Consider the following 15,626-nt stretch of genomic DNA (forward strand, 5'->3'; position numbering starts at 1 on the left):
GGGCGGGTCACTGCCGTCCGCTGCCGAGCGCCCTGCGGCCACGGCCGCGGCCCGGCGGCAGGGCGAGCGGCAGTGCCGTGCGCGGCGAGGGCCTGGACGGGTCCTCCTCGATGCGCAGCGCGAGCGCCGGGCAGCGGCGTACGGCACGTTCGGCGCGCGCTTCGGAGTAGCGCGGTACGGACGCCTCCGCCACACCGGGGAAGCCGTCGGGGCCCAGCTGGATCAGCTCGGGGACGATGTCCGCGCACAGCCCGTGGCCCTGGCACAGCGTCCAGTCGACGGCGAGCCTGCGGCCACTGGGGGCCTCGGCCTGCGACACCTCCTCCTGGAGCGGCAGGACGCCCTCCACGGGGCGGCCGCAGCCACCGCCCAGGACGTGCGCGGCGAGGTCGTCCGTGAACGCGGAGATCGTGGACTCGATGAACGCCGCCGTTCCGTCCGGGTGCTTGCAGGCGCCGCGTCGCTTCACGGCCCGTGTCACCTCGCGCAGCGCCTCCAGGGCGGTGGGACCGCCGCCGTCCAGGACGTCCGCGAGGCCGCGCGCCGCCGCCGGAAGGCCCAGATAGCACGGGCCGCACTGTCCCGCGCTCTCGGAGGCCAGCCAGTTCGCCACGTGCAGCGCCTCCCCGAGCGGACAGGTGCCGGCGCCGATCGGCAGGATCGCGCCCGCGCCGAGCGCGCCCCCGCAGGCCTCCAGGGAGGCGCGTGAGACGACCGCGTCATGAGCGGTGACCGCGTCGAGCCACTTGCCGTGATAGCCGCCCGTCAGGACGCCCTGGGGGAGCGGCGGGGCGCCGGCGAGCTGCAGGACGTATCGCAGCGGCACCCCCGTGGGGACCTCGACCACCATGGGCCTCGCGACGGCTCCGGAGACGGTGAGCAGCACCGTGCCGGGCTCGTCCCGCAGGCCGGTGCGGCAGTAGCGGTCGGGGCCGATCCGCGCGGCGACCGCGAGCTGGGCGAAGGTCTCCGCGTTGGACAGGAGCGTGGGCGCGCCGCCCACCCCGGAGTCGGAGGTGCGCACCTTGCGCCCCGGCGGCATGGGCGGGCCGCCGTCCGCCGAACGCACCAGGGCCGACGATTCGCCGGTCACCATGCGCACCGGATTGCGCTGCACGCGCGCGCGGATGCTCGATCCGCGCCGGTTGGTCAGGCCGCGCTCGGCCAGCGCCGCCAGCATCGAGGACTCCGTGGAGTCCCGCGTGACGCCCACGACGAGCGTGCGGGCGCCCAGCGCCTCGGCGGCAAGGAGGGCGCCGTCGAGGATGAGGTGCGGGGCCCGGTTGATCAGGACGGTGTCCTTGCGGCAGGCCGGTTCGTCCTCACTGCCGTTGATGACGACCACGGGGCGCACCCCGCGCCGTATCGCCGCGTCGGCGACCGAGCGCAGCTTCTTGGCGAAGGGGAAGCCCGCGCCGCCCCGGCCGCGCAGTGAGATGGCCTCGGAGAGGGAGGCGAGGGACTCGCCCGCCATGGGTTCGAGCGGGCCGTGCACCTTCAGGTGCATCGCCAGATCGAGGCGCTCGACCAGGTCGAAGCCCGAGGTCAGGAGCGGAAGCCCGACGACGCGGACTTCGGGGACGTCGGGCAGCGACGCGTTCACTTGGGGCCTCCGGTGGCGGCGTTCCAGGGCTCGCCCGAACTCGGTGCCTGGAAGGTCTGGGGCAGCGGTTCAGTGGCGGGGCCGTTGTCGTACGGGGTTGGGTACGGGGCTTGATAGGGGGCTTCGTACGGAGGGTCGGTGGCCGCGCCGTACGGCGGGTCGTACGCGGTGTCGTGGGAGCGGTAGCCGGGGTCCTCCGAGCCGTACGCCGTGGAGTGGGTGTCGTACGCGTACGCGGTGTCGTCGTACGGGATGTGAGGGGCCTCGGCCGGGGGTGGCGGGGACGGGGAAGGCCAGCGGGGTGCCGGGGGTTCGATGTGCGGCAGCACCTCCGTGACCTCTGTTGGCTGGTTGGTGGAGGCGAGGACGCGGTAGGCCGCCGCGATGCCGACCACCGGGGCGGTGTCCGGGCCGGGTTCGGGGGCACGGCCGGGAGCGGCGGCCGTGCCGGGGAGCGGGGACTCGGTGGTGTCCCGGCGTGCGGCGTCCCTGCCGCCCACCCTGCGCTCCGGTTCGAGGACGGCCAGGATCCGGGCGGCCACCTTCCGCTTGATCGGGAGGGGGGACGCGCGTAGCGCGACCGCGCCCGCGACGGCGACCAGGCAGAGGCTGTAGAGGACGGTCACCCAGGGCGCGGGGGCGCGTCCCGCGTACAGGCCGTGGACCAGCGCCGAACACCAGGCCGGGTAGGCGAGCATGTGCAGCGCGCGCCAGCGCGACGCGACCTGGGCCGGGGAGGCGAAGGCGCTGCGCAGGGCCCCGGTGACGCCGGTGACCACCATGAGGAGCCCGGCGAGCGAGCCGAGGCCGATGAGCCCGTCGCTTCCGGAGAAGCCCATCCCGAAGGGAATGAGGGCGCCGACCGGGGACACGTGGTCGAGCGTGAGCTTGACGGTGACGTGGAGCAGGAGGAAACCGATGGAGGCGACCGCGGTGGCCCGGTGCACGGCCTGGGCGAGCAGTCGCTGACGGGAGTGCAGGAAGAGCCGGTCGGAGGCGACCAGGCCCCAGCCGACGGCGGCGGTCAGGGAGACCAGGGACAGGACGCCGGTGGTGAAGTCGAGTGCGGCGCGGAAGGCGTCGCTCCCGATGATCACGAGCAGGGGTATGAGAAGCAGCGCGGCGGTCATCAGGACTCCGCGCGTGGTTCTGCTCGGTTCGGGGAAGGCTGCGAACGAACGGCTCTTGCGGGCGGTGCGGTTGGAGCGGTTGGAGCGGCTCTTGCGGGGAGGATTCAGAGGGTTCATGGGGGCGACTCCGAAATGGCTCGATCGCCGCATGCTAAGTGTCCTCATACCGGCGAGTACGCGGTTTGAGTTATTGCGTCGTTATCTAAAAGCGATGCGATCTTGGTGTTGCCCCGATAGCGGTCGGTACGCGGGGTAACCCTTGGCCAAAGGTCGGCTTCCCGTCGGCCGGTCAACCGCGCGGCGGCGTCGAGCGGCCCGGCGGAACCTCGTCGCGGGCCGCGCGAGCGCTGCGGTACCCTGACGCCATGCGTGCCGTACGCCTTCTGCTTAGCGGGCCGCGCTGATCAGTCCCGACCGCCGGAACATCGCGGTCGGCATCGGCGCGGCGTCCCCTCCTGTGTGAGGGGCTTTTTCATTTGGCCGGGACGGCCATTTCCGCAGGCAGAGACGATCGATGGAGCTTTGAGGATCATGAGCGAGACGAATTCTGCTGCCCCCTCCGAGGTGGCCGCACCGCACCGCTACACGGCCGCCCTGGCCGCCGAGATCGAGGCACGCTGGCAGGACTTCTGGGACGCCGAGGGCACGTACGAGGCGCCCAACCCGAGCGGTGACCTGGGGCCCAAGGGAGAGGCGCAGGCCGCGCTGGTCGCCAAGCCCAAGAAGTTCATCATGGACATGTTCCCCTACCCCTCCGGGGCGGGCCTGCACGTCGGCCACCCGCTGGGGTACATCGCCACGGACGTCTTCGCGCGCTTCCAGCGGATGAACGGCCACAACGTCCTGCACACCCTGGGCTTCGACGCGTTCGGCCTGCCCGCCGAGCAGTACGCCGTGCAGACGGGCACCCACCCGCGGGCCTCCACCGAGGCCAACATGGAGAACATGAAGGCGCAGCTGCGCGGTCTGGGCCTGGGCCACGACAAGCGCCGCTCCTTCGCGACGATCGACCCGGACTACTACAAGTGGACCCAGTGGATCTTCGTACAGATCTTCAACTCCTGGTACGACACCGACGCCCAGAAGGCCCGCCCGATCGCCGACCTGGTCGCGCAGTTCGACAGCGGTGAGCGTGCGATTCCCGGCACCACGCGCGCGTGGAGCGAGCTGGACGCCGCGGAGCGCGCGGAGGTCCTGGGCGAGTACCGCCTGGCGTACGCGTCGGACGCGCCCGTCAACTGGTGCCCCGGCCTGGGCACCGTCCTGGCCAACGAGGAGGTCACCGCCGACGGACGCTCCGAGCGCGGCAACTTCCCCGTCTTCAAGGCCAAGCTGCGCCAGTGGAACATGCGCATCACCGCGTACGCGGACCGCCTGCTCGACGACCTGAACGCGCTGGACTGGCCCGAGGCCATCAAGCTGCAGCAGCGCAACTGGATCGGCCGCTCCGAAGGCGCCCGCGTCGCCTTCCCCGTCGGCACCGAGGACGGCGACGCGATCACCGTCTTCACCACCCGCCAGGACACCCTGTTCGGCGCCACCTACATGGTCCTGGCGCCCGAGCACGAGCTGGTCGACAAGGTCATCCCCGACGCCTGGCCCGAGGGCACCCACGAGACGTGGACCGGCGGACACGCCACGCCGGCCGAGGCCGTCGCCAAGTACCGCGCGTTCGCCGCGTCCAAGTCCGACGTGGAGCGCCAGGCCGACGCCAAGGAGAAGACCGGTGTCTTCACCGGCGTCTACGCCACCAACCCGGTCAGCGGCGAGCAGGTCCCGGTCTTCATCGCCGACTACGTGCTGATGGGCTACGGCACCGGCGCGATCATGGCCGTGCCGGCGCACGACAGCCGCGACTTCGCCTTCGCGCGCGCCTTCAACCTGCCGATGCGCTGTGTGGTCGAGCCGGCGGACGACCGCGGCACCGACCCCGCGACGTGGGACGACGCCTTCTCCTCGTACGAGGCGAAGCTGATCAACTCCACGAACCCCGAGATCTCCCTGGACGGCCTGGACGTCGCCACCGCCAAGGCGCGCATCACCGGCTGGCTGGCCACCCGCGGCATCGGCGAGGGCACCGTCAACTTCCGTCTGCGCGACTGGCTGTTCAGCCGCCAGCGCTACTGGGGCGAGCCCTTCCCGATCGTCTACGACGAGGACGGCGTCGCCCACTCGCTGCCCGAGTCGATGCTGCCCCTGGAGCTGCCGGAGGTCGAGGACTACTCCCCGCGCACCTTCGACCCCCAGGACGCGAACACCTCTCCGGAGACGCCGCTGTCCCGCAACGAGGACTGGGTCAACGTGGAGCTGGACCTGGGCGACGGCGTGAAGCGCTACCGCCGCGAGACCAACACCATGCCCAACTGGGCGGGTTCGTGCTGGTACGAGCTGCGCTACCTGGACCCGCACAACGACCAGAAGCTGGTCGACCCGGAGGTCGAGCAGTACTGGATGGGCCCGCGCGAGGGACAGCCGACGGGCGGCGTCGACCTGTACGTGGGCGGCGCCGAGCACGCGGTGCTGCACCTGCTGTACGCCCGCTTCTGGTCGAAGATCCTGTTCGACCTGGGCCACATCTCGTCCGCCGAGCCGTTCCACAAGCTGTTCAACCAGGGCATGATCCAGGCCTACGTGTACCGCGACAGCCGCGGCTTCCCGGTCCAGGCGACCGAGGTCGAGGAGCGCGACGGCCAGTACTTCTTCGAGGGCGAGCCGGTCAGGCGCGAGCTGGGCAAGATGGGCAAGTCCCTGAAGAACGCCGTCACTCCCGACGAGATCTGCGAGGAGTACGGCGCCGACACCCTGCGCCTGTACGAGATGGCGATGGGCCCGCTGGACGTCTCGCGCCCGTGGGACACGCGCGCGGTGGTGGGCCAGTACCGCCTGCTGCAGCGCATGTGGCGTCTGATCGTCGACGAGTCGACCGGTGAGGTCACCGTCGCCGACGTCGCCGAGTCCGACATCGCCGAGGGGACGCTGCGCGCCCTGCACAAGGCGATCGACGGCGTGCGCCAGGACCTGGACGGCATGCGGTTCAACACCGCCATCGCCAAGATCACCGAGCTGAACAACTACCTGACCAAGGAGGGCGGCACGCTGCCGCGCTCGGTCGCCGAGCGCCTGGTGCTGCTGATCGCCCCGCTGGCCCCGCACGTCGGCGAGGAGCTGTGGCGCAAGCTGGGCCACACCGACACGGTCGTCCACCAGGACTTCCCGGTCGCCGACCCGGCGTACGTCGTGGACGAGAGCGTGACCTGCGTCGTGCAGATCAAGGGCAAGGTCAGGGCGCGCCTGGAGGTCTCCCCGTCGATCTCGGACGAGGAGCTGGAGAAGGTGGCCCTGGGCGACGAGCGGGTGCTGGCGGCGCTGGACGGCGCCGGGATCCGCAAGATCATCGTTCGGGCGCCGAAGCTGGTGAACATCGTTCCGGCGTAATGCGGGGCGGTGAGATCGTTTCTGCGTGCCGCCGGGCGGTGAACGCGGGCGAGGGGGCATGAGGGTAGTCCCCTACGGGCAGGTTGGGGGTTCCGCTGGAACCCTCGGCCTGCTCTTTGCGTTTACCGTTGAGGAGTCGGTGCGGAACTCGCCGCAGGACCTGAGAGGAGCGTCATGGAAGCCGTGGGCGTGATCGTGGCACTGCTCGTCCTGCTGTTTGTCGTGTTCGGTGCGTACATGACGGTGAAGGCGGTCGGAGCCGCCAAGCGCGGAGTGGACCGCACGATCTCGCAGGCACGCCGCTCGGTGGAGGACACGACACTGCGCGCCAAGAGCTTCGCGCAGGTGGGCACGGCCGGCGAACTGGCCCAGCTGCGCCTCTCGTTGCGTACGTCGATGCGGGCCACGCAGGACGCCCTGCAGGCGGGCGTGGTCGAGGACGCCTCACTGAAGGAGTCCCTGGGCCTCTTCGAGCGGCTCAGCGCTCACGGGCACGAGCTGGACGACGAGCTCCGGCGCCTCGAGCGGGACCCCGACAAGACGTCCCTGGCATCGCGGCTCCCCGCGCTGCGGGAGCGTACGGCGCAGATCACCAAGTCGGCGGATTCGCTGCGGTGGGTGGTGCGCGACCGTGCCCACCGGTTCGCCGACGACGACCTGGACTCGCTGAGTTCGCAGATCGACCTGGAGACGGGCGCCCTGCGGCACTGGACGAAGGAGCCCGCGCCCACGCAGGCACCCGCCGCGTGGCCCGAGCCCGAGCCGGCGGCGGACGCGGGCAAGGGGGCCGAGCAGACGTGGACCGAGCCGTCGCAGCAGGCGGAGCCCCAGTCGGAGTCGGCGCGGCCCGCCATCACGCCGCCCACGCCGCGGCCCACCTATCCCTGGGAGAAGCAGACCAGGCCCGAGAGCACGACGTGACCGCACGGGCGACCTGGCCCGGCCGTGAGCGCGGCCGGCAGGCTGACGCCCGAGGGGTCCGGCAGGGGTTCGGCCGAGGGGCCGGGCTGCCGTCGTCGGGCCCAGGCAGGTAATCTCCACCGCATGTCCCGTCATGTCGCGATCGTCACGGATTCAACGGCCTATCTGCCGCAGCGGACGATGGAGCGGCACGGCATCACGTCGGTACCTCTGACCGTGGTCCTCGGCGACCAGGCCTATGAAGAGGGCACGGAGATCTCCGCCCGTTCCCTGGCCCTGGCGCTGCAGAAACGGCGCTCCGTGACCACCTCGCGGCCGAGCCCGGAAGTCTTCGCGCAGACCTATCGCGAGGTCGCCGAGTCAGGTGCGTCGGCCATCGTCTCGTTGCATCTGTCCGCCGAGTTCTCGGGTACGTACGACGCCGCGGTCCTCGCCGCGAAGGACGCGCCGGTGCCGGTGCGGGTAGTGGACACCGGGATGGTCGCGATGGCCCTCGGCTTCTGCGCGCTCGCGGCGGCGGAGGCCGCCGAGTCGGGCGGCTCGGTGGACGAGGCGGTGACCGCGGCGGAGAAGAGAGCCGCGAACACGTCCGCGTACTTCTACGTCGACACCCTGGACTACTTGCGCCGAGGCGGCCGGATCGGCGCGGCACAAGCCCTGTTGGGCTCGGCCCTCGCCGTGAAGCCGCTGCTCCAGCTGGACGGTGGGCGCATCGAGATGCTGGAGAAGGTGCGGACGGCGTCCAAGGCCATCGCCCGCCTCGAGGAGATCGTGGTGGAGCGGGCCGGTTCGGACCGCGTGGACATCGCGGTGCATCACTTGGCGGCCCCGGACCGCGCGACGACCTTGGCGGACCGCCTCAGGGACCGGGTGCCCGGCCTCGCGGAGCTGCATGTGAGCGAGGTGGGCGCGGTGATCGGGGCGCATACGGGGCCGGGGTTGTTGGGGGCTGTGGTTTCGCCCTGGTGAGGTGGGGGTGGGGGTGGGGGTGAGGGGCAGCGGGGCTTCGGGGGTCGGTGTGGGTGACGGAGTTATCCACAACCCCTGGGTAATCCACGGGAATTGACCAAGATCATCGTGATGTCGGCGCGGTGCCTAGCGTCGTCTGCATGGCACTTCGATCACTTTCACGGACATCTTCCGCGACGAGCGGGCCGGGGCGAGGCCCCGCGTCGGACGGTCGCGTCTCCACCAGCCGCGCCCAGGGCGGCCTCACTCCAGCCGACCGCGCGCGATACCGCCATGCTCGCGGGCGGGCGATCCGGCGCAGACACGCTGTGGCGGAAGCGCGGGCGCGGGCGTTGCGGCAGCGGGTGGAGGTGCTTTTTCCGGCCGGGGTCGAAGGGAGTGAAGGGGGCGAAGGAGGCGCAGACGGCGGGGAGTTGAGGTCGGGGGCGCCGCCGGGATCGGGGGCCGGTGGGCGGGCGTTGCCCCAGACTTACGTCGCGCCGCAGGCGCGGGTGCAGGCGCCGGCTCAGGCGCGGGTGCGGGCCGTGCGGTGGCGGCAGCCGGAGTTGGAGGCTGTGGAGGGCGAGGGGTCGGAGGCGGAGCCGGCGTCGGCGTCGGCGGCGGCGCAGAGGGTGCGGGGGCGGGCGGCTCGGGTGGTGTCGCGGCGGGCGGAGGCGGTGACGCTGCCGCCGCAGGCTCAGGCGCGGGCTCAGTTGTCGGAGCCCGGTGAGGCTCAGCGGGTGGCGGCTCCCGGGGGCGATGGTGAGCCGGTACGGCAACCGTCGGTAGCGCCGTCGGTAGCGCCGTCGGTAGGGCCGCTGCCGGGGCGGGTGGGGCTTGCGGTGCGGGAGCGGTTGCCGTTGTGGTTGCAGCTGCGGTGCGGTCTTGAGCGGCGGAGTCTGGTCGCGCTCCTGGTGGTCCTCGCCGTCGCGGCGGTCTTCGCCGCCCAGCACTTCTGGGCGGGGCGGACGCAGCCGGTGCGGGCACCGGACGTGGTGGGGGCGGCGCCCGATCGGGGCGCGGAGCCGTCGCCGTCACCAGGGGTCCCGCCTCCCACGTCGGGGGGCGGAGGACGACCGGTGGCCGGCCCCGGTGGGGGTCGGATCGTCGTGGACGTCAGCGGAAAGGTCCGCACCCCCGGGGTCTTGCGGATGCCCGCGGGTTCCAGGGTCGCCGACGCGCTCAAGGCCGCAGGCGGCGTGCGTCCCGGCGCCGACACGGAGGGCCTCAACCGTGCCCGCCTCCTCGTCGACGGCGAACAGGTGGTGGTCGGCGCTCCGGCAACGGCACCGGCAGCTCCGGCGCCACCTGGCGCGGGGGCGGTTGCAGGGGCGGCGGGAGCGAGCCCCGCAGCGCAGATCAGCCTGAACACGGCTACCGCCGAGCAGCTCGACGAACTGCCGGGCGTCGGCCCCGTGCTGGCGCAGCACATCATCGACTACCGCACGGAACACGGGGGTTTCCGTGCGGTGGACGAGCTGCGGGAGGTCAATGGAATCGGGGACAAGCGTTATGCCGACCTGCAGAATCTCGTGCGGCCATGAGGGGGCCGAGCCGGGCGGCCGGCGCACCGGAAGCGCCAAGGGGCCCAGAGCCACTGGCCGTTCACGCCCCGGACGGCGATCGGCGCGCGGGATCCCGGCCACGCCCGGAGGGCCCGCTGGACCTACGCCTCGTACCGCCCGCCCTCGCGGCATGGGGCACGGCGGCCCTGACGCTGGATGCCCCGCCTCGGTGGGTGATCGCAGCTGTGGTGGTCTGTGTGGCGGTGGCCGGTGTCCTGCTGGTGACGTGGACGGTGAGGGGGCGGCGGGACCCGCGGGCGGCGACAGAGCCGGCCGATGGCAGGCGGCAGCCCTGGCGGCGGGTATCGGTGGCCGCGGTCCTCCTCTGCGCCGCGGCGGGTGCCACCTCGGCGGCACTGCATGGGGCCGACCTGTACCGGGGCCCAGTCCCTGCTCTGGCGCGTGAATACGCAGAAGCAGAGGTCGAGTTGGAGGTCACCTCGGACCCCCGACTGACCCGCCCCCGCATCACGGGAGCACACGCGATGCCACCCTCCGTCATGCTGAACGCGGAGATCACCCGACTGACATCACCGACCGGCAACACGTCGGTGACCCGCACCCCGGTCCTGGTCTTCGCCGAGGGAGGGGGCGGGGGCGGGGACAAGAAGGCGGGGTGGGGCGGGCCCAGAAGCAGTGAAACTGCCGGTCCCTGGCGGGCAGGCGGTGGGGGTTCTGGCGGGTCCTGGCCGGGAGGGGTTGGCGGGCCCCAGGGGGAGAGGGGCGTCGCTTCCATGACCCCTTGGACCAAAGCGCGTTGGCTTGGGCTTTTGCCGTCGACTCGGGTGCGTGTTCAGGGGAGGCTTTCGGTTCCCTTGTTGCGGGGGGATCGTGTTGCGGCTGTTTTGCGGGTGGGTGGGGAGGCCGTGCCGCGGGTGGTTGAGGGGCCGTCGGGGGCGCAGCGGGTGGCGGGGCGGTTGCGGGGTGGGTTGCGGGAGGCCACGGAGGGGCTGTCGCCCGATGCGCGGGCGTTGTTGCCGGGGCTGGTGGTGGGGGACACCTCGCGCGTGCCGCCCGAGCTGGAAGAGGCGTTCAGGGCGACCGACCTGACGCACCTCCTGGCGGTCAGCGGGGCCAACCTCACGATCGTCCTCGCCCTGCTCATCGGTCCGCCCGGCCTTGCGCAGCGTGCTGAGCGCCGGGGGATCGCGCCGCGGCTGGGGATTCCGCTGCGGGCGACCGCGTTGCTGGGCGGCGTCCTCACCCTCGGCTTCGTCATCGTCTGCCGACCGGATCCCAGTGTGCTGCGGGCCGCCGTCTGCGGGCTGATCGCGCTGCTCGCCATCGGCACAGGGCGGCGCCGTTCGCTGATCCCGGCCCTGGCCGCCGCCGTATTGCTGCTCGTCCTGTACGACCCGTGGCTGGCCCGGAGCCCCGGTTTCCTGCTCTCCGTCCTGGCCACCGGGGCGTTGCTCACCCTCGCCCCGAGGTGGAGTGCTGCCCTGCGTCGACGCCGGGTTCCTCCGCGGTGTGCGGAGGCGTTGGCCGCAGCGGCCGCGGCGCAGGCGGTGTGCGCGCCCGTCGTGGTCGTCATGGCGGCACGGGTGAGCCTGGTGGCGGTGCCCTGCAATCTCCTCGCGGAGGTGGCGGTGGCGCCCGCCACGGTCCTCGGCTTCGCCACGCTCGCGGTCGCGCCGTTCGCGATGCCGGTGGCCAAGGCTCTGGCGTGGTGCGCGAGTTGGCCGACCGGGTGGATCGCGGACATCGCCCGCACGGGTGCCGCCCTGCCCGGCAGCGGGGTCGACTGGCCCGGCGGCTGGCGCGGCGGTCTGCTGCTGGCCCTCGCCACGGTCGGCGTGGTGATGGTCGGACGCAGGCTCGTCAGGCACCCGTGGCTCAGCGCGGCCTGCGCCCTGCTGCTACTCCTCGCGGTCGTGCAGCCTGCGCCCCTCACCCGGGTGATCGCGGGCTGGCCTCCACCGGGGTGGCGGTTCGCGATGTGTGACGTGGGCCAGGGGGACGCGACGGTGCTCGCCGCCGGGGACGGGGCGGGAGTGGTCGTCGACGCGGGCCCCGACCCGGTGCTCGTGGACCGCTGCCTGCGGTCGCTGGGCGTGACCCGCGTACCGCTCGTGGTGTTGACGCACTTTCACGCCGATCACGTGGCGGGACTGCCGGGGGTGCTGCGGGGGCGTTCGGTCGGGGCGATCCAGACGACGGGGTATCAAGAGCCGCCCGAGCAGGCGCGGTTCGTACGGGCGCAGGCGGCCGCCCATCGGGTCCCGGTGAGCCACGCCGTGGCGGGGGAGCGGCGCCACGCCGGGGCGGGAGCGCTCGACTGGCAGGTGCTCTGGCCCACGGCGGGCGGCCCGGGGGCGGGGCCGGGGGCGGGACCGGTCCCTGAGGGTGCGAACGACGCCAGCGTCACCCTGCTCGTCCGGGCCATGGGGGTAAGCCTGCTCCTGCTCGGTGATCTCGAACCGCCCGCCCAGCGAGCCCTGACGCGTACTCCGGCCGTGGCGGCGCTGCCACCCGTGGACGTGCTCAAGGTCGCCCACCACGGCTCGGCCTACCAGGACCCCGAACTCCTTCGCAGGGCCGCGCCACGCCTCGCCCTCATCTCCTGCGGGCGGGACAACTCGTACGGACACCCGGCACCCCGGACGGTCGCGGCGCTGCGGGCCGGGGGAGCGGAGGTGCTGCGAACGGACACGAGCGGCTCGATCGCGGTGTCCGGACCGACCGGTAGGTCGGCGGCCGAGCCGAGGAAGGGGGCCCCAGCCCTGAAGGTGACAACGCGCCCTCCATGACGGGCCGCTGGGCACCGTCCGCTAACGCGGGATTTCAGCGCAGTGGGTTCATGTTGCATCGAATGCCGCAACGGTGATCGAATGCCTCTTCGTGACCAGAGTTGTCAAGGTGCGCGGGGGTGTGTCGCAAATGTTCGGCCGTTGGCTGGGAGACCGTACGAACCGAGTCGGCGGTGTGGGCAGTGTCGGCCAGGCCGGGCGAGCGGGGCGGGGAGGCGGGCCTCTCTCCGCGGTGGCGGTGCCGCCCCGTGCGGGCGTGCTCAGCTGCCGGGTGCTCGACCCCGTCAATGAGCCCGTGCGGCACGCGGAGTTCGCGGTCAGCGATGCCATGGGGCGCAAGGTCGTCGGCGGGGGACTTGATCCGTACGGTTCGTTCGTCGCGACCGTTCCCGCCGGGGATTACCGCCTGGCGGTCTCGGCTGAGGGGTTCACCCCGTACCGGGCGAACACCACGGTCGGGGAGAGCGCGCACGCCTCGCTCGGTGACGTCATGCTCCAGATCGCCCCGCCCCCGGCGCTGCCCGAGCCCGGTGACTGGGAGATCGACCCCCTGCACTCCTCGGTCGCCTTCACCGCGCGGCACATCGGCCTGGCCCGTATCCACGGCCGGTTCAACAGCTTCGCGGGGGCCATACGGCTGGGGGAGCGCATGGAGGAGTCCGCGATGCACGTCGTCATCGACGCCGCCTCCATCGACACCGCGGTGCGGATGCGCGACGACCACCTGCGGTCCAAGGACTTCCTCGACGTGGAGCGCTTCCCCACGATGGAGTTCTACAGCGACCGCTTCGTGCACAAGGGCGGCACCCGCTGGGCGATCACGGGCGGCCTCACGCTGCACGGCGTGACGCGCACGGTGACGCTGGAGACGGAGTACCTCGGGGTGGGCCAGGGCCTGCAGGGCGAGACCCGGGTGGCCTGCCGTGCCTCCACCGAGCTGCATCGCGACGACTTCACGATCAACTGGCAGACGATGCTGGCCCGTGGCATCGCGGCGGTAGGGCCCAGCATCTCGATCGATCTGGACATCCAGGTCCTGCCCAAGAGCTGACGCCGGGCTCCCGCGCGCGAAGGGCCGTCACGGGGCTTCGAGCCAGCCCTCATGTTCCGCAGCCAGCTCGTCCAGGGCCGCGGGGTCCAGGCGCCGCTCCGGGTCCTCGACCACGACCAGCCACTGGGCGTCCTCGGCGTCGTCCTCGCCGGCCAGGGCGTCACGGACGAGCTGGGGCTGCTCGCGCACGCCGAAACGGTCGGGGAGTTCTTCGGCCACTTCCTCCGCGGCGTCGCGGTCGGGCAGCACCAGGACATGTCGTACGTCGGTCACCCGTTCATTCTCCGGTACGGGGGGGAGGCGGTCGGGAACCGGCTGGCGGGGCAGGCTGTCAGTGCCGCGTGGGATGCTTTACCGCGATGGCCAGGAAGACAGAAACCGCCGACCCGCTCGCTCCTCTCACGCTCGCCGTGGGCCAGGAGGACCTCCTCCTCGACCGCGCCGTGCAGCAGGTGGTCGCGGCCGCGCGCGCCGCGGACGCCGACACGGACGTACGCGACCTCACCTCCGACCAGCTGCAGCCCGGCACGCTCGCCGAGCTGACCAGTCCCTCGCTCTTCGCCGAGCGCAAGGTCGTCGTCGTACGCAACGCGCAGGATCTGTCGGCCGACACGGTCAAGGACGTGAAGGCGTATCTCGCGTCGCCCGCCGAGGAGATCACCCTCGTGCTGCTGCATGCCGGCGGCGCCAAGGGCAAGGCGCTGCTCGACGCGGCGCGCAAGGCCGGGGCCCGCGAGGTCGCCTGTCCCAAGATGACGAAGGCCGCGGACCGGCTGTCGTTCGTACGGAGCGAGTTCCGCGCGCTGGGGCGTTCGGCCACGCCCGAGGCGTGCCAGGCCCTGGTCGACTCGATCGGCAGCGATCTGCGGGAGCTCGCTTCGGCGGTGTCCCAGCTGGTGGCCGACGTCGAGGGCACGATCGACGAGGCCGTCGTCGGCCGCTACTACACGGGGCGGGCCGAGGCCTCCAGTTTCACCGTGGCCGACCGGGCGGTGGAGGGGCGGGCCGCGGAGGCGCTCGAGGCGTTGCGGTGGTCCCTGTCCACCGGGGTCGCTCCCGTGCTGATCACCAGTGCGTTGGCGCAGGCGGTGCGGGCGATCGGGAAGCTGTCCTCTGCGAGGGGCGGGCGGCCGGCGGATCTTGCTCGTGAGCTGGGGATGCCGCCGTGGAAGATTGATCGGGTGCGGCAGCAGATGCGGGGGTGGTCTCCCGACGGGGTGGCGGTGGCTTTGCGGGCCTGTGCGGAGGCTGATGCGGGGGTGAAGGGTGGGGGGGATGATCCCGAGTACGCCCTTGAGAAGGCCGTTGTCGCGATTGCTCGTGCGGCTAGGTCTCGGCGGGGGTAGTCCCGTGCGGGGCGGCTTTGGTTTTTCGCGCAGTTCCCCGCGCCCCTGAAGTAGCGTCCCGCCGTTTTGCAGCCGCGCGTGCGTCGTGGCTGGTCGCGCAGTTCCCCGCGCCCCTAACTGCCGCCTCCGCCGTCTGTCGTCCGCAGGTCGCCTGTGGTTGCTCGCGCAGTTCCCCGCGCCCCTGACGGGGCGCGTTCCCGCCCCCGGACACAGCAATGCCCCCGGAGTGGGCCGGGGGCATCGTCGCAGCGTGGCGTACTGCGTGGTCTGTCCGCGAATCGAGGTAGAGGGCTCGAATTACCCTCGCGGGAGGATTGATCAGCGCCCCGGCGGACCGGGGCAAAGGGTTCAGCCCTGGAGGGTCGCAACCTTCGAAGCAAGCGCCGACTTCTTGTTGGCGGCCTGGTTCTTGTGGATGACACCCTTCGAGACAGCCTTGTCGAGCTGACGCGAAGCCTCACGCGTCGCCTCGACGGCCTTCTGGGTGTCGCCGGCGGCAACGGCCTCGCGGGCCTTGCGGATCGCGGTCTTCAGCGAAGACTTGACCGCCTTGTTGCGCTGACGCGCCTTCTCGTTGGTCTTGATCCGCTTGATCTGGGACTTGATGTTCGCCACGAAAGAGCCTTTTCAGGTTCAGGTACTGCAGAGGTACTGCAGATGAGTTTCTTTGACACGTGCCTCAAAGCTGAGAGGGCCAGGAGACACAGCTGCCCAGATTACCAGCCGCTCCCCGACCGACCCAATCCGGGCCCCGCTCCCCATCTCAACCGGCCCGATCCGGGCCCTGGCCCCCACCTCGACGGGCCATATTCCGGGCCCCGCTCCCGCCCCGACCGGCCCACACCGGGTCCAGTGCCTCACCCATGGGACCATGGAA

General features: G+C 72.0%; 11 protein-coding genes. 7 read left to right on the forward strand and 4 right to left on the reverse strand.

Features of this window, described 5'->3' with window-relative positions:
• Positions 1-7: 7 nt before the first annotated feature.
• Both AB0M70_RS06710 and AB0M70_RS06715 read right to left on the reverse strand, forming a co-directional pair.
• On the reverse strand, positions 8-1,603 hold the full coding sequence (locus AB0M70_RS06710) for an NADH-ubiquinone oxidoreductase-F iron-sulfur binding region domain-containing protein (protein ID WP_365817045.1): 1,596 nt from the start codon (positions 1,601-1,603) through the stop codon (positions 8-10).
• The gene (locus tag AB0M70_RS06715; RefSeq protein WP_365817047.1) at positions 1,600-2,850 is read right to left on the reverse strand and encodes a hypothetical protein; all 1,251 of its coding nucleotides are present in this window, start codon (positions 2,848-2,850) and stop codon (positions 1,600-1,602) included. The genes AB0M70_RS06710 and AB0M70_RS06715 overlap by 4 nt, the downstream gene beginning before the upstream one ends.
• A 414-nt stretch (positions 2,851-3,264) precedes the next feature.
• Between AB0M70_RS06715 and leuS the strand changes: the two genes are divergently transcribed.
• The 6 genes from leuS (at position 3,265) to AB0M70_RS06745 (ending at position 13,403) form a co-directional block, all read left to right on the forward strand.
• Complete coding sequence (leuS, locus tag AB0M70_RS06720; RefSeq protein WP_365817049.1) at positions 3,265-6,168, forward strand: leucine--tRNA ligase; 2,904 nt, start codon at positions 3,265-3,267, stop codon at positions 6,166-6,168.
• A 174-nt stretch (positions 6,169-6,342) separates the two neighbouring features.
• Entirely contained in the window at positions 6,343-7,089 is a 747-nt protein-coding gene (locus tag AB0M70_RS06725; RefSeq protein ID WP_365817052.1) for a hypothetical protein, read from the forward strand.
• Between the two features lie 123 nt (positions 7,090-7,212).
• Positions 7,213-8,058: a DegV family protein gene (locus AB0M70_RS06730; RefSeq protein ID WP_365817054.1), complete on the forward strand. Its 846-nt coding sequence runs from the start codon at positions 7,213-7,215 to the stop codon at positions 8,056-8,058.
• Between the two features lie 545 nt (positions 8,059-8,603).
• On the forward strand, positions 8,604-9,581 hold the full coding sequence (locus tag AB0M70_RS06735) for a ComEA family DNA-binding protein (protein ID WP_365817586.1): 978 nt from the start codon (positions 8,604-8,606) through the stop codon (positions 9,579-9,581).
• A gap of 53 nt (positions 9,582-9,634) precedes the next feature.
• Complete coding sequence (locus AB0M70_RS06740) at positions 9,635-12,352, forward strand: ComEC/Rec2 family competence protein (RefSeq protein ID WP_365817588.1); 2,718 nt, start codon at positions 9,635-9,637, stop codon at positions 12,350-12,352.
• 130 nt (positions 12,353-12,482) lie between these two features.
• On the forward strand, positions 12,483-13,403 hold the full coding sequence (locus tag AB0M70_RS06745) for a YceI family protein (RefSeq protein WP_365817056.1): 921 nt from the start codon (positions 12,483-12,485) through the stop codon (positions 13,401-13,403).
• 27 nt (positions 13,404-13,430) lie between these two features.
• Here AB0M70_RS06745 and AB0M70_RS06750 read toward each other — a convergent pair whose 3' ends face one another.
• Positions 13,431-13,676, reverse strand: a complete 246-nt coding sequence (locus AB0M70_RS06750; RefSeq protein ID WP_365817058.1) for a hypothetical protein — start codon at positions 13,674-13,676, stop codon at positions 13,431-13,433.
• A gap of 86 nt (positions 13,677-13,762) precedes the next feature.
• Here AB0M70_RS06750 and holA point away from each other — a divergent pair, with 86 nt between their 5' ends.
• The gene (gene holA / locus AB0M70_RS06755) at positions 13,763-14,749 is read left to right on the forward strand and encodes a DNA polymerase III subunit delta (protein ID WP_365817060.1); all 987 of its coding nucleotides are present in this window, start codon (positions 13,763-13,765) and stop codon (positions 14,747-14,749) included.
• Between the two features lie 348 nt (positions 14,750-15,097).
• Here the strand turns inward: holA and rpsT are convergent, their stop codons facing one another.
• Positions 15,098-15,364, reverse strand: coding sequence for a 30S ribosomal protein S20 (gene rpsT, locus AB0M70_RS06760; protein ID WP_135334171.1), 267 nt, complete (start codon positions 15,362-15,364; stop codon positions 15,098-15,100).
• Positions 15,365-15,626: the final 262 nt, after the last annotated feature.

Source organism: Streptomyces sp. NPDC051214 (assembly GCF_040682375.1).
Taxonomy (GTDB): Bacteria; Actinomycetota; Actinomycetes; order Streptomycetales; family Streptomycetaceae; genus Streptomyces.

Bases quoted from the DNA above. Each gene is read 5' to 3' on its own strand.
- leuS (WP_365817049.1), top strand. From the start codon at position 3,265: ATGAGCGAGACGAATTCTGCTGCCCCCTCCGAGGTGGCCGCACCGCAC.
- AB0M70_RS06745 (WP_365817056.1), top strand. From the start codon at position 12,483: ATGTTCGGCCGTTGGCTGGGAGACCGTACGAACCGAGTCGGCGGTGTG.
- AB0M70_RS06715 (WP_365817047.1), bottom strand. From the start codon at position 2,850: ATGAACCCTCTGAATCCTCCCCGCAAGAGCCGCTCCAACCGCTCCAAC.
- holA (WP_365817060.1), top strand. From the start codon at position 13,763: ATGGCCAGGAAGACAGAAACCGCCGACCCGCTCGCTCCTCTCACGCTC.
- AB0M70_RS06730 (WP_365817054.1), top strand. From the start codon at position 7,213: ATGTCCCGTCATGTCGCGATCGTCACGGATTCAACGGCCTATCTGCCG.
- AB0M70_RS06725 (WP_365817052.1), top strand. From the start codon at position 6,343: ATGGAAGCCGTGGGCGTGATCGTGGCACTGCTCGTCCTGCTGTTTGTC.